Below are 20,581 nucleotides of genomic sequence, written 5' to 3'. Positions count from 1 at the left end.
AAATGGTCAATGACAAAGTGGTATTTATTACTGGTGCTGCAAGAGGGATCGGATTTGAAATCGGGGAGCATTTTGCTCAAAATGGTGCAAAGGTCGTTCTGTCCGATATCAATCAAGAAGGATTGGATGAAGCGGTAGATGAACTAAAGAGCAGAGGGTTCGAATGCCTTGGCATTAAATGCGACGTAACAAGTGAAGAAGACGTGAAGGCCGGAATTGATAAGACGGTAGAACATTACGGACGAATCGATGTCCTGATCAATAACGCAGGGCTTCAACATGTTTCCCCCATTGAGGACTTCCCGATTGAAAAGTTCGAACTATTAATCAAAATCATGCTGACCGCCCCATTCATCGCAACAAAATTTGCTTTTCCACATATGAAAAAGCAGAAGTTCGGTCGGATCATCAATATGGCATCCATTAATGGCCTGATTGGGTTTGCCGGAAAAGCTGCCTATAATAGCGCGAAGCATGGTGTCATCGGGTTGACAAAAGTCTCTGCCTTAGAGGGTGCTGAACACGGGATTACAGTCAATGCTATGTGTCCTGGTTACGTGGATACCCCCCTTGTCCGTAACCAGCTGAAAGATATCTCCACCACCCGTGGTGTGGAGCTTGAAAAAGTATTGGAGGATGTCATTTATCCCCTTGTTCCACAAAAACGATTGCTATCAGTAGAAGAAATTGCGGACTACACCATCTTCCTTGCAAGTGACAAAGCAAAGGGTGTAACCGGTCAAGCCGTAGTGTTGGATGGTGGATATACAGCCCAGTAATTCTGCACAGAAAAATCGGATCAGAAACCTGATCCGATTTTTTACTTTAAATGCTCAGGAAATGCACCAAGGTCCACTCCCCACACGAGCGGCATCACAAAATAAATTAATAGAGTGATAAACACAATACTGATCAAATTCAACCAGACTCCTGCTTTCACCATATCCCCCATTTTGATATAGCCAGACCCGAATACAACGGCGTTCGGAGGAGTTGCAACCGGCAGCATGAAAGCACAGGATGCAGCAAGCCCGGCGGCTACCATCAGGCTGTAGGGATGAACGTCCAAAGCAGCAGCCAACGCTGCCATAATCGGAAACATCATCGTGGCTGTAGCCGTATTGGACGTGATTTCCGTCAGGAATATAACAAAAGTGGTCACAGCTGCAAGGATGATAATGAAGGAGACCCCTTCAAGTACCGTCAACTGTTTTCCGATCCATTCCGCCAAGCCCGTTTCCTTGAACCCTTTGGCAATGGCAAGTCCTCCCCCGAATAGAAGCAGGATTCCCCATGGCAGCTTCTTCGCATCCTCCCAATTGATCAACCTTGCCTCTTTTCTTCCCGGAAGAAGGAAAAGGACAAGTGCCCCAGTCATGGCAATGATCGTGTCATCTAAAGCAGGGATCCACTGGTTCAATAAGAAGGAACGTGTGATCCAGCATAGGGCAGTGACTGTAAAGACAGTGAGAACGAGCTTTTCCTCAAATGAAATGCGCCCGAGGGAGCGGTTTTCCTTTTCGACGATTTCCCTTCCCCCCGGCAATTCTTTTATTTTCAAAGGAAACGCCACTTTAATGAGATACCACCACGTAGCGATGAGAAGAATGGCTGCAAGGGGGACTCCGAACAGCATCCACTTGGCAAAGGAGAAATCGATACCATACAGTTGTTTCACAACTGCAGCGAATATGGTGTTCGGAGGCGTTCCAATTAATGTCCCTAATCCTCCGATCGATGCACTATAGGCAATCCCCAGCATGATGACTTTACTGAAGTGCCCTGTTCTATTCGCTCCCTCCTTCTTTAAGCTTTCATTCACCTGGTAAATCACGGCGGTTCCGATCGGCAGCATCATCATGGCCGTTGCCGTGTTCGAAATCCACATGGACAGAAACCCCGTAGCAAGCATGAACCCCAGAACAATCCGTTCCGTACTCGTCCCAATCAGCAGGATGATGTTCATGGCGATGCGCTTATGTAAGTTCCATTTTTCCATGGCAATCGCTATGATGAACCCGCCCATAAACAAAAAGATGGTCCCATCCCCATAAGCAGATGTGACATCCCCTGACTGCAGTGCCCCGGTAACGGGAAACAGAATAATCGGAAGAAGGGATGTAGCCGGTATCGGGATCGCTTCCGTAATCCACCAAATCGCGATCCATACTGTTCCCCCAAGGACCCCCACTGCTTCTTTGGACAATCCTTCAGGAGAAAAGAACAGGATGGTGAGAAAGAATAAAAGCGGCCCTAAAACAAACCCGATTTTTTGTCCGGGATTTGCAGAAGGTTCTGGAGAACGATCCGTCTGCACCCCAGCATTTACCCCAGCCCCCCCAGCTGGAGTACTTCCTGATGTGAAAAACCTGAAGGTCTCCAATACATCACCATGCCACCCCCATAACGTTTTCCAAGCATACTTCACTGTTTGCATCTTATTCCCCCTTTTCTTGTCATACTAGACCATACCCCTTGGAGAAACCGGTATAAACAAGAATCAACGACAATTTGTCAGATTGTCCCATTCCCCATTTATGACAAACAGAATGAAAAAAGGACCATTTCATCATAAACCGTTTCATTGTAAAATAATGTTAGAGTAGAGATGACAGGCAGATAAAAGGAGAAACAATGAAAATCTATTGGCAAATCAGCTATTTTGTAATCGGGTTACTTATTTTCAGCTATGGGATCAGCATGTCCATTAAAGTTCAATACTTAGGCATCCACCCATGGGATGTATTAAATATCGCCCTGTTCGATAAGTTCGGGCTGACCATCGGAACATGGAATATCATTGTCGGTGCCACTCTCATAGCAGGCACGCTTATGTTGAAAGGGAAATATATTCAAATCGGAACCATCCTGAATGGAGTAATGGTCGGCATGCTCGTTGACTTTTTTCTTTTTTATGATTTGCTGCCTCCACAAACGGGTCCCGTTATCGATATCCTGATTCTCCTGTCTGCCATTCTGTTGATGGGGGTTGGAGGCGGGTTGTATTCTGCTGCACATCTTGGAACGGGACCAAGGGACGGATTTATGCTCACCATTTCAGACCTGACCAATCTTTCCATCAGCAGAGTCCGGATCATATGCGAGTGCACCGTCTTACTGATCGGTCTTCTCCTCTCCGGTCCCGTCTTCGTTTTCACGTTTATTTATACGTTCATCCAAAGTCCCATCTTTCAAAAATCGTTTCTATACTTCACAGAAAGACTCCATACCCGCTTTCCGGATAGAAAAACAGAAAAGCGGAGGCGGCTTGGTCAGAGGCGACAAGCGTAAGATGAATGGGCGCAGAAGGCGGCTATTTGCCTTCTTGGACCATTTAGCTTATGACCTCGAGCCTCTAGCCGCCGGAGCTGGACATCCCGAAAAGCGGAGGCGGCTTGGTCAGAGGCGACAAGCATAAGATGAATGGGCCGAGAAGGCCGTTTTTGCCTTCTTGGACCATTTAGCTTATGACCTCGAGCCTCTAGCCGCCGGAGCTGGACATCCCGAAAAGCGGAGGCGGCTTGCTCAGAGGCGACAAGCATAAGATGAAGGAGCTCGCACTGGGGCTGAATCAATAAAGGACAAGCTGCCAGAATCGCAGTTTGTCCTTTTCACGTCATGACATCTCGCATGCCACTAATCCGTATTGCCGTCCATGGTCCAGCTTCTTGATGAATTGAAACAATTGCTGCACCTCTTTATTATCCTGCTCTTTCTTATAGTAGTCTTCCAGCACCGACAGCATTTCATCAGGATACATCAGGCACGTGTGGCTCCCCCAGTCTGTCTGCCTGCCTTCGAATTTTTTATAGTAAATGCCATCCAACAGGACGAAAAACAATTCATACCCTTTAGGAAAGAACGGACTGATCCGTTTCGGATAATTATGATTCCAGTCTCCCCCCTCATAATGGAATGTCCGGTCGGTCAAATCACCGATAAATACTTCAACATCCGCCATCCTATCTCCTCCTCTTCAATAAGTGCCTACTCTACATTGTATAAACCCGTCCATCATTTTTAGAACAAAAAAAGGGCCGCCTCAGGATTCTTCTTCCTAATGCGACTCCCGGTATATTAAAGATATTTTCGCTGGACGCTCCTTCCGTCATACGTAAATAGCATATCCCGGTTCTCCACATGGGTTTCGATATGGACCGGTCTTCCCCAGAGCTGGTGCAAATAAGGTAAAACCTTTTCTAAATATTTAATATCAAGCTCAACATCTTCAAACCAGTGCTTAAGATAGAGCTCCCCGCTCTTCATGTAGTCCCCGTCATTCACGGTGATGTAAGGGAAACCGCCATTCACCCTCATACCCACGAGCTGATCCCGAACATGGGTCCATTCTTTATCGACAATTTTATAATCCTTCCCCTGTTTTTGGAACAGATACATATCCTCTCTCATCACCAGTTCCTTCGTTAAATAGTTTCGTAAGAAGGAGATATCCGATTCGATTTCCCGCACTTCAAACATTTTTTCACGTCCCGAATTCGGCTTTATCCCCCGCTTTTTCATCTCTTCTGTCGGATTATCGAACCGATCCTCAATATCTTCGAAAATCTTCAGACCTAGATAATATGGATTGATTTGTGTACGTGACGGCTGTACGACACCAGCATTCAACTTGGCAAACTCGATCGATTCACCACTTGTCAGATCCATTTCACGAATGATCCGCTGGTGCCAATACGAGGCCCACCCTTCATTCATGATCTTCGTTTCAAGCTGTGGCCAGAAATACAGCATTTCTTCCCTCATCATCGTCAATATATCCCGCTGCCAGTCCGACAATTCCCTGCTGTACTGCTCGATGAAAAGAAGGATGTCCTTTTCCGGCTGCGGTGGAAACTTTTTCTTCACTTTCTTCTTTTCCCTGCTCTTTGGTTTTTCATCCAATGACCATAGATCATCATATGGAGATGTATGGCTCACTTCTTCTTCTTCCCACTCCACATCATCCAGCGTCCACGACAGCTTCGGTCGCATAAGTGAAGGATCGATGTGTTCATCCACGGCAAGGACCGCATCGAGGAAATTCTCGACTTCCTGCTTCCCATGTTCGATCTCATACCTGCGCACACGTTCAGCCGTAGCTGCCATACTTTCCACCATATCCCGCTTCGTATTCTGGAACCGAACATTGTTTTTAAAGAAATCACAGTGTGCCAGAACGTGAGCCACAATCAATTTATTCTGTATGAGGGAATTCGAATCCAGCAAAAACGCATAACAAGGATCGGAATTGATCACAAGCTCATATATTTTACTCAAACCCAAATCATACTGCAGCTTCATCTTATGGAACTGCTTCCCGAAACTCCAGTGCGAAAACCGTGTCGGCATCCCATAAGCCCCAAATGTATATATAATCTCAGCAGGACAAATCTCATAACGCATCGGATAAAAATCCAGACCAAACCCGGCTGCAATCTCAGTAATTTCCCCTATCGCATTCTGCAAATTCTTCTGCTCCTCTAAATTCATCTCCATCCCCCTCTTTATACTCTTATCTAAATGTATGAAGACAATGGGGATTTGATGAAAAGAAAAGCGGAGCCGGGTTGGGCAGGCCCGACAAGCATAAGATGAATTGGCCAGAAAGGCGCTCTTTGCCTTTTTGGTCGATTTAGCTTATGACCTCGAGGGACTACCCGGCGGAGCTGGACAATTAGAAAAGCGGAAGGGGCTCGCACTGGGGCGACAAGCATAAGATGAATGAGCCGAGAAGGCGGCTCTTTGCCTTCTTGGATCATTTAGCTTATGACCTCGAGCCCCAAGCCCCTGGAGCTGGACAATAGAAAAGCGGAGCCGGGTTGGGCAGGCCCGACGAGCATAACCTAAAAAGGCTGTCCCCTAATCCAGGGAACAGCCTTCTTATCCACCTCACGTATTCAGATTCTTATGCAGTATTTTAACTGGGATGAGCGTAGTGAGTAAGAGGAGTGCAGACCATGTGAAAACCATTGAAACACTCATGACTTCCAGGAGAAGTCCGACCCCCACTGACGATAAGCCGAACAAGAGAGTGGTTAATGCCCCTTGTGCAGCATAAATCTTCCCGAGCTCCTCAGGTGGCGCACTCTCCTGTAGATACGTCTGCAGCACAACATTCTTAATCTGATCAAACAACCCGAACACAAACGACAAGATAAGTGCCATCACGGCAATTTTATTCCAGGCAAATACAAGGGTGACACCTGAAGTGACGATCATACAGTAGGGGAGCCACTTTTGCCGGTGTTTTGAAAAAATGCCATGCAGCTTAAATATGAGATACGAGGCAAGGACCAATCCGACAAAGAAGCTTGAGTTGATGAATCCCCACCACTCTTCACCCCGCTGAAGTAAGAGATCCACATACAAATAAAGAACAGCCGCGATCCAGACGGTCCCTGAAATCGACTCCAGCCCGTATATCCAAAAAACGGGAATCAGCCCTTTCCGACTTTTAACCTGTGACCATCCTTCCCCAAGCTCCTGCCACCAAATCTTGCGAACTTCAAGCGTGCTACTTGGAATGACCGGCAGCTTCAGCATAAAAAAGGTGCTGGCCAGGAACAAGAGGATCACCACAATAAAAAGATTCGTCGCATTCAGAACCGCTAAAAGCATTCCGCCCAATGCCCAGCTCGAAAATTGAATCGTCTGATCGACGGTAGAGAGAAAGCCATTCGCTCCCATCAGTTCTTCCCGCTTCACCAGGAAAGGCACATATGAGTTCCTCGCCGGGAGTGCCCAACCATCCAAAAATGAAATGATACTGGCGCAAACGAGATAGATCCACACATTTCCCATACCCAGTACCATCATTAGGAGGAACACGCATAAAAAAAAGGTCTTTCCCATTTGCGAATACGCGATTAAGCTCCTCATCTGTGTACGATTCAACAACAAAGGCGCTGCCATACTGCTGATGAATCGTGAAAAGGTGATGATTAAAGGAACAGCCGTCATGTAAATAGCAGAACCGGTTATGTTGTATACAAGGGAGATCAACCCTACGATATAGAAAACATCCCCCATATTGGCCAATGCCTGACCGAACCACAGATTTCTAAATGCATTGGAATGCATATCTCTTCCTCCCTTTATTTTAGTTTATATATAGGTAAGAAAAGAACAGCATCACATCGGAACAAAGATCCCCTTTCAGAATCAAAACGATTTATGTATGATTTCATTTTAGCAAATTGGTGGTGAATTTGCAGGTAATACTTTAGTTTATTGTACATATAGGTATGCGTGTGCAGGTTTTATGGGGAAATGGCCAGTCTCACCTATAAACAAAAAAAGCCTCCTTAATCAAAGAAGACTTCATCTGTTCCCGTTATTCCTTCACCGAGATGTTGAGTACCTTTTCATTGTCTAGATCGTGTACCACGATGACAACGACCTTTTTCTCTGCATTGTTTTCTTGCACGGTAAATTCAAAGGCATCAGATACTTTGTTCTCCGTCAATTTCTGACGTCCCTGGTACTGATAATCCTTTACAGGCTGCCCGGGATAGTCCTCTTTGATGACTGCTGTCGCAATGCGTCCAAACTTCTTGTAATCCGACTGCTCGGCATGCGCCTGATTTGAAAATACTAGAAAAAATACAGTTGATACTATCACGATTGCTTTCTTCATTTTCATCACCTCAGTTTACGTTTCATTACATAGGATGAATTAATCAGGCGTTTTTATTCACCCAATAGAAGGAAAACGAGCATTTGCAACAGTACCAACTTTTACAGAGAAATAATAACGGTTTTCTCCATACAATAGGAGTACCCCTTCAGAAGGAGGGAAACCAAGTGAACAAAGTCGATTACGATCGGGCCTTGTATTACACTCACCGATCAGAATGGGATAACCTGTTGATCCTTATGGTGAGAACGAAGGATGACCTTCTTTCAAAAAGAATTGAACATTTCTTACATGCGTATCATTTTTCAAATGATTACACGGTTGTAGAGCGTAATCTCTATACGCTTTTACGATATATCGAACATGCAAACTTCACCTATAGTGTCGAGCAACCACTCCAGGAAACCTTTGCAGAGATGTAACAAAAAGAGAATTCCACCTGGCTGATCCAATTAGTATGCGCTATTGGATCAGCTTTTATTTATTTCCAAAATTATTTTAGATACAATATCAAATAAAAAAACCGGCAAAATGCCGATTTTTCATCAATGGGACGAAATTTCAGTTTTTACCAGTTCAGCCGCTTTGACATACACCTTTAGTTCCCTCATCAGGTCATCCACTAACTTTGCTGGTTCCTCTAATAGCCCATCACTTTCATAATCAAAGCAGTGGGGATCAAGAACAAGCTGTTTCGGAATGACATTTGCATACACTCCCCGACCGACGATACGAAGATTATTCAAGCAGTTGATACCGCCTTTCCCTCCGCCTGCACATGCAAGTAGCGCAACAGGTTTATGGGCGAATTGCTCACTGCTTAAGAAATCGAGTGCGTTTTTGAGTGCTCCGCTCATACCGCTGTGATATTCCGGGGAAGCTAAAATGACGGCGTCCGTATCTTTCACTTTTTGCTTAAGTGACTGAACGGCTGTAACCTTAGATTGCTCTTGTTCTCCCGTGTACAGTGGAAGAGAGCCATCACTTAAGTCAATAAAATCACAGTCATATGTCCTTGCAATGAATCTTGACGCAATTCCAGTACGTCCTCGTTTTCTCGGGCTTCCGTTAATAATTACGATGTTCATGATATAAAAATCCTTTCCAGATTAATTTTTTGTCAACTGATGCTTCACGGCATAGAGTGCCGCTTGTGTCCGGTCTGACACTTCCAGCTTGGAAAAAATGTTCGAAATATGGGTCTTGACGGTTTTTTCCGTAATATAGAGGCTTGAAGCAATCTCTTTATTACTCTTCCCTTTCGTCAGCTCAATCAAAACATCCTTCTCCCGTTTGGTCAGTTCATGAATTTTATGTGGAGGCTCTTGCTTTGTAATCCTCGTCAGTAAATGATTGGTTGCTTTCGGGTGAAGAGAATTTTCACCCGATAGGAGTTTTCGGATTCCACTCACTAATTCATCGGGTTCAATGTCCTTTAACTGATATCCAGCCGCTCCTGCTTCTATAGCGGGAATCACGTGATTCTGGTCGGAAAAGCTCGTCAGTATCAGAATTTGAATGTCCGGATACTTCTTTTTGATTTCCCTGGTCGCCTGGATCCCGTCCATGACCGGCATCATCAGATCCATTAGAATGATGTCGGGTTTCAAGGTTCCAGCCATTCGGACGGCCTCTTGCCCATCCTTCGCTTCACCGACAATATCCAAGTCCTTTTGTGTTTTCAAAAAGAAAACCAATCCTCTCCGCACGACGTGGTGATCATCTGCTATCAATACTCTAATCATTTACCCGGCACCTCCTAATACGGTAATCGAACCTGTATGACGGTTCCCCTTCCAAGCTGACTGTCGATTGTCAACGTACCACCAATGCTTTTCACACGTTCTTTCATACTTTGGATCCCTACTGAAGGCAGGGACTGCTTTCCATCATATTGAAATCCGTATCCTCTATCTTCAATCGCCAGATGAATGGATTGCAACTCACTTTTCAATGTATAGAGGATGTGTTTCTCCCCGGAATGCTTTTTACAATTATTCAGTGCTTCCTGACTCACACGCCACAGCACTTCTTCTATTTTAGAACTTAAAGAAATGACTCCTTCCACTTTCGTTTCCAAGGTTAATCCAAGCATCTCTGCGTATCCTTTGGCCGCTTCTACAACTCCATTCTCAAGTCCATGGGGTCGCAATTGCCAGATGAGGGCCCTCATTTCCGATAATGCTTCCTGAGCCATCCCTTGAATCGTTTTGAACGTATCCTTTACTTCTTCATCTTCGGTCATTTCTGTACCTCCCCTTGCCGTTAGCGTAAGGGAGAATAACAATTGATTGACCGAATCATGAAGATCTCTGGCCAGCCGGTTCCTTTCTCCGATCAATGCCACTTCCTGCTCTTTTTTCGTGAGCAGAATGCGCTTGATGGCGGATCCGATTTGGAAGGCAACCGATTCAAGAAGCGCCAGTTCGTCTGTTGTGAAGTGGGTCTTGTTCGGTGCTGCCACATTCAATAACCCAAAGGACTCATCCCCGGACTGCAGGGGGACCGTCGCATGATGCGTAATATCATCTGTATCTTCCCTGTTCTCTTCGATGGCCAGCTCGATCCGCTGACATTCAATAATATTGGACGCCTTGGTGAGTTTACCTTTGCGAAATCGATTTACACACCAGCACCCACCCTTTTTCATCGGCTCACATTTACGGTCTGAGAGGGATTCCGGCAGATTCTCATAAGAAACAAGCTCGTGGCTGCCTTCTTTTTCAATGAAAAAGATCCACCCTGTTGTAAAGCTTGAACCCCTGATCAGCTTCTTCAATGCACCTGAAAGCATGGAATCAAGCTCTGTTTCGTTATTCAGCAACTCGGCTATTTCTTTCAAAAGTCCGATATTTGAAAGGGATTCAGCATTCATATTCATCTTCCTCTCCGATCCTATATTACTATTATATAGATTTCACATAAATCCGGTATTATCAAAAAGAATGATACTATTCTACGACCTTTGACCGAAAACACATGTTCTCATCACAATCCAAAAAACAAGAGATGCAGGAACACATCTCTTGTTTTAGAAAGATAAAAAGGTTTACGCCTTCCCTACAGACGAACGGATCATCGTCTCGACTTTCGCCATGATGGCATCTTGCAGAGCTTGTAATTTATCATCGCTTTCGCTTTCGGTCTCACCGATCACGCTGAAATAGAACTTGATCTTCGGCTCGGTTCCTGATGGACGGAGACAAATCCAAGATCCATCTTCAAGATGATATTTCAACACATTGGAAGAAGGCAGATGAATGGAGGTTTCCTCCCCGGATACCAAATCCACTTTCTTACTTATTTTGTAGTCCTCTGAAGAAACCACACGTAAGCCTGCCACTTCTTTTAACGGTTCATTCCTGAAGTCCTTCAGGATCCCCTGAATTTGTTCGGCCCCTTCTTTTCCTTTAAGGGTCAGACTCTTCAGTCCTTCCTGGTAGAATCCGTGTTTTTCGAATAAATCATGCAAGACATTGTATAGCGTTTTGCCCTCTTTTTTATAATATGCAGCCGCTTCTGCTGCCATCAATACTGCTTGAATGGCATCCTTATCACGGGCGAAGTCGCCGATTAGGTAACCATAGCTCTCTTCATATCCGAATAAGAATGAATACTCACCTGTCTGTTCGTATTGCTTGATTTTTTCACCGATGAATTTAAAACCAGTCAGTACATCCTCGACTGAAGCACCATAATGCTCAGCGACTTTACGACCCAATTCGGATGTCACGATGGTTTTGAATACCCGGCCGTTCTCAGGGATCATGTTCTTTTCCTGTTTGCGGCCAAGGATATAATCCAGGAGGATGGCACCTGTCTGGTTTCCGGTAAGGAGGATATACTCGCCTGTTTCCCCTTTTACCGCTACACCTAACCGGTCTGCATCGGGATCTGTCGCAATCAGGATATCCGCGTCGATTTCCTTCCCGTCACGGATGCTGTATTCAAATGCCGCTTTATCTTCAGGGTTCGGAGACTTCACTGTTGTAAACTCAGGATCAGGGACTGCCTGTTCCCTTACAATGTGAACTTGCTCATACCCTAATGCCTTCAACCCTTTTTCTGCCATCTTCAAGGCAGTGCCATGCAGTGGGGAGAATACGATTTTCAAATCGGTTTCCTTGGCGACCTGAGGCTTCTCGGAAATCGAAATCAAATGTTCCAGGTAGGATTGGTCGATGTCTTCCCCGATCATTTTAATCAGGCCGGCTGATTTTAATTCTTCTTCGGTCTGAACATGGATTTCAAGTTCGTTTTCAACGGCGTTCACTTTTTCGATCACTGCATCCGCTACATGTGGAGGAAGTTGAGCACCATCTTCCCCGTACACTTTATACCCATTGTATTCAGGCGGATTATGGCTGGCAGTCACCACGATACCGGAGAAGGCCTTTAGCTGCCGGAGGGCAAATGAAAGCTCCGGTGTCGGTTTCAATTCATCGAAGACATATGTTTGGATTCCGTGGGTTGCCAGGGTCTTCGCTGACTCCATGGCAAATTCAGGTGATTTATAACGGGAGTCGTAAGCGATTACAACTCCTCGGTTTTTAGCCTCTTCACCTTGCTCTTCTATGTATCGCGCCAGTCCTTCAGAGGCTTTTCTGACTGTATAGATGTTCATTCGATTGGTTCCGGGACCGATTTCTCCCCTCATTCCACCAGTACCGAATTCCAGGTTTTTGTAGAATGCGTCTTCCAAGGTCTTTTCGTCGTCTTTCATTGACTCTAAAAGTTCATTGACTTCTTTGTCCAGATGTAAGTAGCTGCTCCATTTTCCCCATGATGTTTTCCAACTCAAAACGATCCCCTCCTAATGCTGTATAATAATGAATTCTATCATATATTGTAGAATTCCTTCTAAAACAATCCGTCACATGTCGACAAGATTCGTTTAATCCTTATTTTAGCATAATTTCTCTCATTGGAATTTGTCTTTTTTCTTTTTGAAAAAAGGTTAATATATACCAATAGGATTTAGATCACGTGGTATACCGCTGCCCGATTTCCGTGCAAGACTTCGCTTTCCTCGGGCGGAAGGCAAGCCTCCTCGTCGCTGTCGCTGAGGCCACTGAAAAAGTCCAGCATTTTAGAGATGAAAAATGATGTTTAAAAAACGAGGCTCCAGATTCGCTTCTAAGCGACGATAGACTGGTAGGGAGACATATTTGACCCCCTAAAAAACAGCATTTTTATAAAGTGACTACTTTTTCAGTGGCTTCGCTGTCGCTCCTGCGGGGTCTCACCTATTCCGCTTTTCCCGTAGGAGTCTTCGTCTTGCACTCCAATCAACAGCTGGAACCTGCTAAATAAAATAATCATATTGTCACAAAAACTATGAAAAATCCGAACGAATTCGAATTTCATTAACGAAATTCAAGAACCGTTCGGATTTTCTATGCTAACAATATTCATTCGTTTTGGATTACTTCTTATAGTTCACTCCATAGACATCATGGCGTCGGTCTTTGAGCTGGCGGACGGTGCCTGATTGGCGCTGGCGGCGGAGGACTTCTAGGTCGACGTCTCCGATCATGACCATTTCGATGTTCGGGTTGGTTTCTCCGACGATTCCGTCGCGTGCGAATTCGAAGTCGGACGGAGCAAAGATGCCGGACTGGGCATATTGGATGTCCATATTTTCCGTTTGTGGAAGATTACCGACCGTACCGGAAATGACTGTATAGATCTGATTCTCGACAGCACGGGCCTGGGCACAGTATCTGACGCGAAGGTAGCCTTGACGATCCTCTGTACAGAATGGGGTGAAGATGATCTTCGCCCCTTTGTCTGTAGCGATACGGGCAAGCTCGGGGAATTCAATATCATAGCATATTTGAATCGCGATCTTCCCGCAATCCGTATCGAAGACCCTAACAGAATCCCCGGGGCTGATTCCCCACCATTTTCGTTCATTCGGTGTGATATGAACTTTGTATTGCTTTTCGATCGTCCCATCACGGCGGAAAAGATAGGCAATATTGTAGATCTCATCGTTTTCTTCCTTGACGAAATGTGATCCCCCGATGATGTTGACGTTGTACCTGACAGCAAGGTCCGTGAATAATTCAATGTAGTCCTCTGTGAAATCGGTCAACCTTCTCACTGCAAGGCTCGGTGACTGAATGTTAAGGAATGACATGAGCTGGGTGGTGAAAATCTCAGGGAACACCACGAAATCTGATTTCGCATCGGAAGCCACATCGGTGAAATACTCCACCTGGTTCGCAAACTCTTCAAAGGAGTTGATTTTCCGCATCATATATTGAACGACACAGATCCGGACTGGATAGCTCGTTTTGAAGTGACGTTTGCTGGATGGATGATAGTCGACATTGTTCCATTCCATCAGTGTTGCATATTTATGGGACCGCTTATCATCTGGCAGGTAGTTCGGATTGATCCTCATCAGGGTGAATCCGTTCAGAAGCTGGAACGAAAGCACGGGATCGTAAATCTTATGACGTCCCACTGAATCCACATACTCCCTTGGAGACATTTCATCAGAATGTTTATGATAATTCGGGATTCGTCCCCCGATGATGATACTCTTTAAATTCCACTGTCTCGCAAGGTCCTTTCTTGCTTCATACAAACGGTGACCTACCTTCATGCGACGGTAATCCGGATGCACCATCACTTCGATCCCGTACAGGTTATAGCCATCGGGATTGTGATTCGTTATGTAACCATTATCCGTTACATCATCCCATGTATGGCGGTCGTCATATTCATCAAAGTTAATGATCAGACTCGAGCATGATGCGATGATTTCCCCATCTAATTCTGCTACGAGCTGACCTTCCGGAAACACTTCCAAGTGACTTTCCAGATGCTCCACTTTCCATGGGTCCATCCCTGGAAAGCAGACAGACTGCATATTGATAATATCCTTAATGTCCTTATGTTCCATTGGACGAATGATCATTTTCTTTTCGAACTGTGATAAGTCCAGTTTTTCTGCCATCTATGATCTACTCCTTCATGAAATACCTGAATTATATACCCTTATAGTGCACTGTTGAAACGAAGTTCATGACAGTCCATTCTTTTATTTTAGCAAAGGGGTGAGGATTTTTTGAAGAAATATGAATTTTCCTTTATATGTTTTTGAAAAGCCAGTAGTGGTGGATTTCCGCTCCAGGTGCTCGCTTTCCGCGGGGCGTGAGTTGAGCCTCCTCGGGCTGAAGCCCTGCGGGGTCTCAACTTTCCCGCTTTTCCCGCAGGAGTCGAGCACCTTCCGCTTCAATCAACTTGGTTATCATTTTTCCACAGATTTAAGAACACCCAATCATAAAGATGCTGCCCTTCATACTATCCTTTAAAATAATACACGGTCGCTTCCCAAGGGTTTAATGTAAATGCATCTTTTTCATGCTTATCTTCGTTTGTTATGAGGATTTCAGCTTGATTGATATCAAATGAAGCGACGTTTTCGATGACTTGCTCTTCTCCTGACACATTGCAAAGGACGAGGATCTTTTGATTCCCATGTGTTCTTGTATAGGCATATACGGATGGGTGATCTGCATAATGAAGCTCGAATAATCCGTATGGAATGATGTCATGCTTTTTGCGGATGGCTATTAATTTTTGGTAGTAGTAGAAAATGGATTCCGGATCGTTTAAGGCTTTTTCGGCATTGATTTCTTTGTAGTTCGGGTTACTTGCGATCCAAGGTTCTCCTTCTGTGAATCCACCGTGTTCCGTTCCGTCCCACTGCATAGGAGTCCTTGCGTTGTCTCTTCCTTTTACGTAAATGGATTTCATGATTTCTTCCGGATCCATACCCTGGGCTTTTTTTTCCCGGTACATGTTCAACGTTTCGATATCCTTGTATTCATCAATAGAAGAGAAACGGACATTCGTCATACCAAGCTCTTCCCCTTGATAAATATAAGGCGTCCCCTGCATCATATGGAGGAGGGTCGCAAGCATCTTCGCAGACTTCACTCGATACTCCCCGTCTTGCCCAAGTCTTGAGACGATTCTTGGCTGATCGTGGTTATTCCAATACAAACTGTTCCAACCCTTACCGTGTAGTTCGGTTTGCCATTTAGTAAGGATTGATTTCAGTTTCACTAGATCGAATGGAACGACATCCCATTTCCCTCCTGGACCCGAATCGACATCCATATGCTCAAACTGGAATACCATATTCACTTCATTGCGGTCTTCCCCTGTATAAAGTACGGCTTCCTCCGGTGTCACACCCGGCATCTCACCAACCGTCATCGCCTCATAGTGAGAGAGAACCTCTTGATTCATTTCCTGAAGAAATTCATGAATGCGGGGACCGTTCATAAAGTACTCATGACCGGAAGCATACGGTTTGCCTTCAGGGTTCGGCGCATCTGGCAATGTTGGCACTTTCGAGATAAAGTTGATGACGTCCATACGGAAACCGTCGATCCCTTTATCCAGCCAGAATGTCATCATGTCGTAGATTTCCCGGCGCAATTTCGGATTTTCCCAATTGAGATCCGGCTGCTTTTTCGAAAAGAGATGTAAGAAATATTCTTCTGTCGCCTCATCATATTCCCACGCAGAACCGCTAAAGACAGATTCCCAGTTATTCGGCTCTTTACCGTCTTTTCCTTCACGCCAAATATAATAATCACGATATGGGTTATCCTTTGATTTCCTGGATTCCACAAACCAGCCGTGCTCATCGGAAGAATGATTCACCACTAGATCCATCACAAGCTTCATACCACGGTTGTGCATTTCTCCAAGCATATCTTCCCAATCAGTCATCGTGCCGAATTCATCCATGATTTTTTTATAGTCGCTAATATCATATCCATTATCGTCATTCGGGGATTCGTAGACAGGAGATAACCATATCACATCAATGCCCAGTTTTTTTAAATAATCCAATTTAGAAATGATTCCTTTGATATCCCCGACTCCATCACCATTGCTATCCATGAAACTCCGAGGGTAAATTTGATAGACGACCGATTCTTTCCACCATTGTTTTGTCATATGTGTTCCTCCTGTAAGATCTGTCAGTATCAAGCGAACGCTTTTTTTGCAACCGTTTGCACAAATCGTTAAAAAAATATCACATTTCTTCATAAAGTTTTCTCATTTTACTTTTATAATAATATCATACTATAATTTGATAGAATATACGTAGAAAGGAATTCTATATGAATAAAAAAGCAGATTCTCTGTTATTCCTAGCTTGGGCTTCTTCTCTGATCGCCACGATGGGGAGTTTATATTTCTCTGAAATCATGAAATATGAGCCATGCGAATTATGCTGGTATCAGCGTATTTTGATGTACCCGATGGTGATTTTATTAGGAGTGGCTTATGTACGCAAAGATTTTAAAGCGACATTATATTCTACGATTTTTTCCGGCATCGGCCTTCTCATTTCCATTTATCACTACTCTATTCAGAAAGTTTCGATCTTAACTGAAAATGCCCCTGCCTGCGGACGTGTTCCTTGTACAGGTGAATACATCAACCTGTTCGGTTTTATCACGATTCCGTTCCTTGCACTCATGGGGTTCATCATCATCTTCATTTCAAGTGTTATCGTATTAAAAACCATAAAGGAGGAAAACTAGATTGAAGAAAATCATCATATTCCTGGTGGCGATCGTGGGACTATTCGCAGCTATCGCCATTGTCACTAGCGTCCAGAACAATCAAAAAGCCGAGGGGAATAAATTCAATAAGGCAAAACTGGATCCTGCGACCGTTGAACTGCTGGATGATCCGAACTATCAAAATGTCATCCTTCCCGAAGAGCTGGAAGAGAAATTAAAAAACAAAAAGAATGCGACCGTATACTTTTACAGCTCAACTTGTATTCATTGTAAAAGAACGACACCTACCCTCGCACCTCTTGCCGAAGATATGGGAGTCGACATGGTTCAGTACAATCTGCTTGAATTCGAACAGGGCTGGGATCAATACGGAATCGAAGCCACCCCTACACTCGTTCATTACGAGAATGGAAAAGAAGTGGCGAGAATCGTAGGAGAACATCCTAAAGAAGATTTCAAATCATTTTTTGAAGAGAACGTAAAATCAGAATAAAAAAAGAGGGGCTGACTTTTCCACGAGTCAGCCCCTTTCAAGTGAGGAGGAATTTCAAGATGAAGATACGTTGTATCTTCAGGATTAACTTATTACTTGCTATTTTCCCCTCACGTGAACCTTTCAAACATGTAAATGCGAATTTTCTAAAGTATCTAACTATTAAGAACGTGATACAGCTTATACAAGCAGCTGGTTATCCGCTCTCGAGTAAATGCTAAGATTATCTTTGCAGTCCGATTCAGCCGTAAATTGATCATACGATAAAGGGAAGAACATGCCAAAGCTTTGAAGGATCCCGGCATTGTGGTAGAACATATCTTCATATACGTCTTCTTTTAAGCCGCTTTCAACGATCGAAATCAGCGTTTGCAGGCTTGAGATGACCTGAAATGCTTCCTTAAGTGTCCCGAAATATTCAAAGTTTCTCGTCGTCGTATGTAATACTTGCATATCATCGAATTGTTCGATTTCATCATCTGTGAAATAATCAGGGAAAATAGTACAATACATGTACTGTATAAGCTCTTGGATTTTGTCTTCCTGTTCATGTGTTGATGCTAGTAAAACTTTCACCATCATAACCCACCTTCGTAATGGTTGTAATCTCTCTGTAATAGATATATTAAGGATAACATAGAAGTAGAACCAACAGCGTGGTAATTATACCCATGAATTGGGTTGAATAGGGGCTATGGTAGGATGAAATACCCATAAGAGTATAAGATTTTTGTCATTTAAAGGAGTTTTTTGATGAAAACAAGGAAAATAGGCGAACGATTCGACCTAGTCATTCCAGGTAATTGGAAAAATGTAACGATTGAAACAATTCTTAGAAACCACTGGCAGGCCCCTAAGAAACTGGTTCATTCCATGAGGATGGAAGGTGATGTCAAAGTGAACGGAGAGTCGACTTCATGGACTGCCCCCCTCTCACAAGGGGATATTCTACAGATCCGATTATTCAAGGAGGTCGAATATGATGTTCCCCCCACCTACGGGGAGCTGGACGTATTATTTGAAGATGAACATCTGATTGTCGTCAACAAACCGGCCGGTATCGATACTCATCCGAATACTCCTGATGAAACGGATACCCTCGCCAACCTTGTCGCGTTCCATCATCTGGCCCAAGGGGAAAGCTGTCGCATCTTGCATATCCATCGGTTGGATCGGGATACGTCCGGCGCGATCATCTTCGCCAAGCATCCGTTAAGTAAAGCGATCCTTGACCGGCTTCTTGCCGAAAGACAAATCAAGCGTACCTATCATGCCCTCGTTCACGGTCGATTAAAGCAGAAAAAAGGCACCATTTCAGAACCGATCGGGAGAGACCGTCATCACAATACGAGAAGAAGGGTTTCGCCTTCCGGTCAGGATGCAGTCACCCATTATAAAGTAATGGAAGTCAGGAATCCCTATACACTCATTGAAGTACAGCTTGATACCGGCCGTACACACCAAATTCGTGTACATATGAGTCACATCGGTCACCCTCTGGCTGGCGACACATTATACGGGGGAAAACCGGTATTCACCAGGCAGGCACTGCATGCAGCCCGGATTTCGTTCCCTCATCCGCTGACGGGGGAACGGATTGAATGTAAAGCTGAATGCCGTGATGATATTGGGTTGTAATGGAGTAAATTCAAGGGAAAATCTGTACACACAAAAAAGACCAGGTCACTCAAAACTACGAGTGACCTGGTCTTTTTATCATTATTTCAATCCATTTTTCACCGCTTCAGCGATTTGGATCGTACGGCGGGTTTGGTGCTTCACGGCAGGTTCAACGGATTCGACCATATTGCCTTCCTGATCGACCGTTACACTCGTACCGTATGGATTCCCTCCAGTTGCAAAGCTTGATTGGTCTGTGTATCCAGGTGCTGCGATGATGGCACCCCAGTGCATCATGGTTGTGTACAAAGCCAGAACCGTTTGCTCCTGTCCACCGTGTGAGTTGCTTGCAGATGATGTGGCACTCACAACTTTGTTGGCCAGTTTTCCATTGAACCAAAGGCCTCCAGTCGTATCAAGAAACGCTTTGACCTGAGAAGGTACATTTCCGAATCTGGTTGGGACATTGAATAGATAAGCGTCTGCCCATTCCAGATCATCAAGGGTTGCTACAGGGACCGTATCTTTTGTTTCTTTATAGTGCTTTTCCCATGCCGGGTTGGAAGCAATCGCTCCTTCTGGTGCAGTCTCTTCAAAACGAAGTAATTTCACTTCTGCCCCTGCTTCTTTCGCAGCTTCTTCAGCCCATTTCGCCATCTGATAGTTTGTTCCAGTTGAACTGTAATACATGATTGCCAATTTTACATTAGACATAAAACCTCTCCTTTAAATATGTTTTTTATATAGTAAATGGGTGAAACACAGATTCAGGTTGCATGTAAATCCATTAACCAAATAATAGTGCATCTATTGAAAAGCTCCCTGCTCCGACCAAGGCTACCCCAAGTGCCACAACAATGAGCATCACATTATATTCTGTACCATTTTGTGTCGCCCAATAACCGTTGGCACCGTGAACCTTCACGATTGCGACAATCATTGTGCCAATGATGAGTAGTGCTCCTAATGGCGTAAGGAAGCCTGCGGCAAACAATAATCCACCCGCTACTTCGGATATCCCTGCAAGTAACGCCATCGTTCTTCCCGGCTTGATTCCAATGGACTCAAAGAAGCCTCCAGTGCCCTGTACACCCTGACCTCCGAACCAGCCAAATAATTTCTGTGTTCCGTGAGCAGCGAATGTCAATCCCACTACTAAACGAATAACCAATAAACCGAACGCAGCTAAAGCTGTCATCTTTTTTCCTCCTTCATATTTTCCCTTCGAGAGTTACCTTCAAACATTTCAAATTCAATTATTCTTACGTC

Annotated in this window: 20 protein-coding genes; 6 read left to right on the top strand and 14 right to left on the bottom strand. The window is 44.5% G+C overall.

Annotated elements, in window-relative coordinates; genetic code table 11:
• The first annotated feature begins 2 nt into the window (after positions 1-2).
• Positions 3-779: a 3-hydroxybutyrate dehydrogenase gene (locus tag AC0VXY_RS06805; RefSeq protein ID WP_475527371.1), complete on the top strand. Its 777-nt coding sequence runs from the start codon at positions 3-5 to the stop codon at positions 777-779.
• A 41-nt stretch (positions 780-820) separates the two neighbouring features.
• Here AC0VXY_RS06805 and AC0VXY_RS06800 read toward each other — a convergent pair whose 3' ends face one another.
• The gene (locus AC0VXY_RS06800) at positions 821-2,437 is read right to left on the bottom strand and encodes an SLC13 family permease (protein WP_475527370.1); all 1,617 of its coding nucleotides are present in this window, start codon (positions 2,435-2,437) and stop codon (positions 821-823) included.
• Positions 2,438-2,634: 197 nt separating this feature from the next.
• Here AC0VXY_RS06800 and AC0VXY_RS06795 point away from each other — a divergent pair, with 197 nt between their 5' ends.
• Positions 2,635-3,291, top strand: coding sequence for a YczE/YyaS/YitT family protein (locus tag AC0VXY_RS06795; protein WP_475527369.1), 657 nt, complete (start codon positions 2,635-2,637; stop codon positions 3,289-3,291).
• 325 nt (positions 3,292-3,616) lie between these two features.
• Here AC0VXY_RS06795 and AC0VXY_RS06790 read toward each other — a convergent pair whose 3' ends face one another.
• From AC0VXY_RS06790 to AC0VXY_RS06775, 4 genes are all read right to left on the bottom strand, one after another.
• Entirely contained in the window at positions 3,617-3,961 is a 345-nt protein-coding gene (locus AC0VXY_RS06790) for a hypothetical protein (protein WP_475527368.1), read from the bottom strand.
• Positions 3,962-4,077: 116 nt separating this feature from the next.
• On the bottom strand, positions 4,078-5,490 hold the full coding sequence (locus AC0VXY_RS06785; protein WP_475527367.1) for a SpoVR family protein: 1,413 nt from the start codon (positions 5,488-5,490) through the stop codon (positions 4,078-4,080).
• A 399-nt stretch (positions 5,491-5,889) separates the two neighbouring features.
• Complete coding sequence (locus AC0VXY_RS06780; protein ID WP_475527366.1) at positions 5,890-7,080, bottom strand: MFS transporter; 1,191 nt, start codon at positions 7,078-7,080, stop codon at positions 5,890-5,892.
• A 253-nt stretch (positions 7,081-7,333) separates the two neighbouring features.
• Positions 7,334-7,636: a DUF3889 domain-containing protein gene (locus tag AC0VXY_RS06775; RefSeq protein ID WP_475527365.1), complete on the bottom strand. Its 303-nt coding sequence runs from the start codon at positions 7,634-7,636 to the stop codon at positions 7,334-7,336.
• A 167-nt stretch (positions 7,637-7,803) separates the two neighbouring features.
• Between AC0VXY_RS06775 and AC0VXY_RS06770 the strand changes: the two genes are divergently transcribed.
• Positions 7,804-8,058: a YhdB family protein gene (locus tag AC0VXY_RS06770; RefSeq protein WP_034763164.1), complete on the top strand. Its 255-nt coding sequence runs from the start codon at positions 7,804-7,806 to the stop codon at positions 8,056-8,058.
• 123 nt (positions 8,059-8,181) lie between these two features.
• Here the strand turns inward: AC0VXY_RS06770 and AC0VXY_RS06765 are convergent, their stop codons facing one another.
• The 6 genes from AC0VXY_RS06765 to AC0VXY_RS06740 all read right to left on the bottom strand — a co-directional run bounded on the left by AC0VXY_RS06765 (position 8,182) and on the right by AC0VXY_RS06740 (position 16,624).
• Positions 8,182-8,724 (bottom strand): NADPH-dependent FMN reductase, encoded by a 543-nt coding sequence (locus AC0VXY_RS06765; RefSeq protein WP_475527364.1) that lies wholly within the window; start codon positions 8,722-8,724, stop codon positions 8,182-8,184.
• Positions 8,725-8,745: 21 nt separating this feature from the next.
• Entirely contained in the window at positions 8,746-9,381 is a 636-nt protein-coding gene (locus AC0VXY_RS06760; RefSeq protein WP_475527363.1) for a response regulator transcription factor, read from the bottom strand.
• A 14-nt stretch (positions 9,382-9,395) separates the two neighbouring features.
• A complete protein-coding gene (locus AC0VXY_RS06755) occupies positions 9,396-10,511 on the bottom strand; it encodes a GAF domain-containing sensor histidine kinase (protein WP_475527362.1) in 1,116 nt (371 codons plus the stop codon).
• A gap of 174 nt (positions 10,512-10,685) precedes the next feature.
• A complete protein-coding gene (locus AC0VXY_RS06750; RefSeq protein ID WP_435992186.1) occupies positions 10,686-12,437 on the bottom strand; it encodes a phospho-sugar mutase in 1,752 nt (583 codons plus the stop codon).
• Positions 12,438-13,061: 624 nt separating this feature from the next.
• Entirely contained in the window at positions 13,062-14,603 is a 1,542-nt protein-coding gene (locus tag AC0VXY_RS06745; RefSeq protein ID WP_475527361.1) for a GNAT family N-acetyltransferase, read from the bottom strand.
• A 347-nt stretch (positions 14,604-14,950) separates the two neighbouring features.
• The gene (locus AC0VXY_RS06740; RefSeq protein ID WP_475527360.1) at positions 14,951-16,624 is read right to left on the bottom strand and encodes a glycoside hydrolase family 13 protein; all 1,674 of its coding nucleotides are present in this window, start codon (positions 16,622-16,624) and stop codon (positions 14,951-14,953) included.
• Between the two features lie 167 nt (positions 16,625-16,791).
• Here AC0VXY_RS06740 and AC0VXY_RS06735 point away from each other — a divergent pair, with 167 nt between their 5' ends.
• Complete coding sequence (locus AC0VXY_RS06735) at positions 16,792-17,217, top strand: disulfide oxidoreductase (protein ID WP_475527359.1); 426 nt, start codon at positions 16,792-16,794, stop codon at positions 17,215-17,217.
• A gap of 1 nt (position 17,218) precedes the next feature.
• Positions 17,219-17,692 carry a thioredoxin family protein gene (locus AC0VXY_RS06730; protein ID WP_435992195.1) on the top strand — a complete coding sequence of 158 codons (474 nt, stop codon included), beginning with the start codon at positions 17,219-17,221 and terminating at the stop codon, positions 17,690-17,692.
• A 180-nt stretch (positions 17,693-17,872) separates the two neighbouring features.
• Here AC0VXY_RS06730 and AC0VXY_RS06725 read toward each other — a convergent pair whose 3' ends face one another.
• On the bottom strand, positions 17,873-18,274 hold the full coding sequence (locus tag AC0VXY_RS06725; protein ID WP_475527358.1) for a DUF5365 family protein: 402 nt from the start codon (positions 18,272-18,274) through the stop codon (positions 17,873-17,875).
• 171 nt (positions 18,275-18,445) lie between these two features.
• Here AC0VXY_RS06725 and AC0VXY_RS06720 point away from each other — a divergent pair, with 171 nt between their 5' ends.
• Positions 18,446-19,330, top strand: coding sequence for an RluA family pseudouridine synthase (locus AC0VXY_RS06720; protein ID WP_475527357.1), 885 nt, complete (start codon positions 18,446-18,448; stop codon positions 19,328-19,330).
• An 81-nt stretch (positions 19,331-19,411) separates the two neighbouring features.
• Here AC0VXY_RS06720 and wrbA read toward each other — a convergent pair whose 3' ends face one another.
• Positions 19,412-20,026 (bottom strand): NAD(P)H:quinone oxidoreductase, encoded by a 615-nt coding sequence (wrbA, locus tag AC0VXY_RS06715; protein WP_435992201.1) that lies wholly within the window; start codon positions 20,024-20,026, stop codon positions 19,412-19,414.
• A 73-nt stretch (positions 20,027-20,099) separates the two neighbouring features.
• Complete coding sequence (locus AC0VXY_RS06710) at positions 20,100-20,510, bottom strand: DoxX family protein (protein ID WP_435992203.1); 411 nt, start codon at positions 20,508-20,510, stop codon at positions 20,100-20,102.
• Positions 20,511-20,581: the final 71 nt, after the last annotated feature.

It is taken from the genome of Rossellomorea sp. QJM3NY_18, assembly GCF_056173145.1.
Note: the sequence above shows the minus strand (reverse complement) of the source record. Positions and strands in the feature narration are given on the sequence as shown.

Coding starts and splice junctions, on each gene's coding strand:
- AC0VXY_RS06805 (WP_475527371.1), top strand. CDS start 3: ATGGTCAATGACAAAGTGGTATTTATTACTGGTGCTGCAAGAGGGATC.
- AC0VXY_RS06800 (WP_475527370.1), bottom strand. CDS start 2,437: ATGCAAACAGTGAAGTATGCTTGGAAAACGTTATGGGGGTGGCATGGT.
- AC0VXY_RS06795 (WP_475527369.1), top strand. CDS start 2,635: ATGAAAATCTATTGGCAAATCAGCTATTTTGTAATCGGGTTACTTATT.
- AC0VXY_RS06790 (WP_475527368.1), bottom strand. CDS start 3,961: ATGGCGGATGTTGAAGTATTTATCGGTGATTTGACCGACCGGACATTC.
- AC0VXY_RS06785 (WP_475527367.1), bottom strand. CDS start 5,490: ATGAATTTAGAGGAGCAGAAGAATTTGCAGAATGCGATAGGGGAAATT.
- AC0VXY_RS06780 (WP_475527366.1), bottom strand. CDS start 7,080: ATGCATTCCAATGCATTTAGAAATCTGTGGTTCGGTCAGGCATTGGCC.
- AC0VXY_RS06775 (WP_475527365.1), bottom strand. CDS start 7,636: ATGAAGAAAGCAATCGTGATAGTATCAACTGTATTTTTTCTAGTATTT.
- AC0VXY_RS06765 (WP_475527364.1), bottom strand. CDS start 8,724: ATGAACATCGTAATTATTAACGGAAGCCCGAGAAAACGAGGACGTACT.
- AC0VXY_RS06760 (WP_475527363.1), bottom strand. CDS start 9,381: ATGATTAGAGTATTGATAGCAGATGATCACCACGTCGTGCGGAGAGGA.
- AC0VXY_RS06755 (WP_475527362.1), bottom strand. CDS start 10,511: ATGAATGCTGAATCCCTTTCAAATATCGGACTTTTGAAAGAAATAGCC.
- AC0VXY_RS06745 (WP_475527361.1), bottom strand. CDS start 14,603: ATGGCAGAAAAACTGGACTTATCACAGTTCGAAAAGAAAATGATCATT.
- AC0VXY_RS06740 (WP_475527360.1), bottom strand. CDS start 16,624: ATGACAAAACAATGGTGGAAAGAATCGGTCGTCTATCAAATTTACCCT.
- AC0VXY_RS06735 (WP_475527359.1), top strand. CDS start 16,792: ATGAATAAAAAAGCAGATTCTCTGTTATTCCTAGCTTGGGCTTCTTCT.
- AC0VXY_RS06725 (WP_475527358.1), bottom strand. CDS start 18,274: ATGATGGTGAAAGTTTTACTAGCATCAACACATGAACAGGAAGACAAA.
- AC0VXY_RS06720 (WP_475527357.1), top strand. CDS start 18,446: ATGAAAACAAGGAAAATAGGCGAACGATTCGACCTAGTCATTCCAGGT.
- wrbA (WP_435992201.1), bottom strand. CDS start 20,026: ATGTCTAATGTAAAATTGGCAATCATGTATTACAGTTCAACTGGAACA.
- AC0VXY_RS06710 (WP_435992203.1), bottom strand. CDS start 20,510: ATGACAGCTTTAGCTGCGTTCGGTTTATTGGTTATTCGTTTAGTAGTG.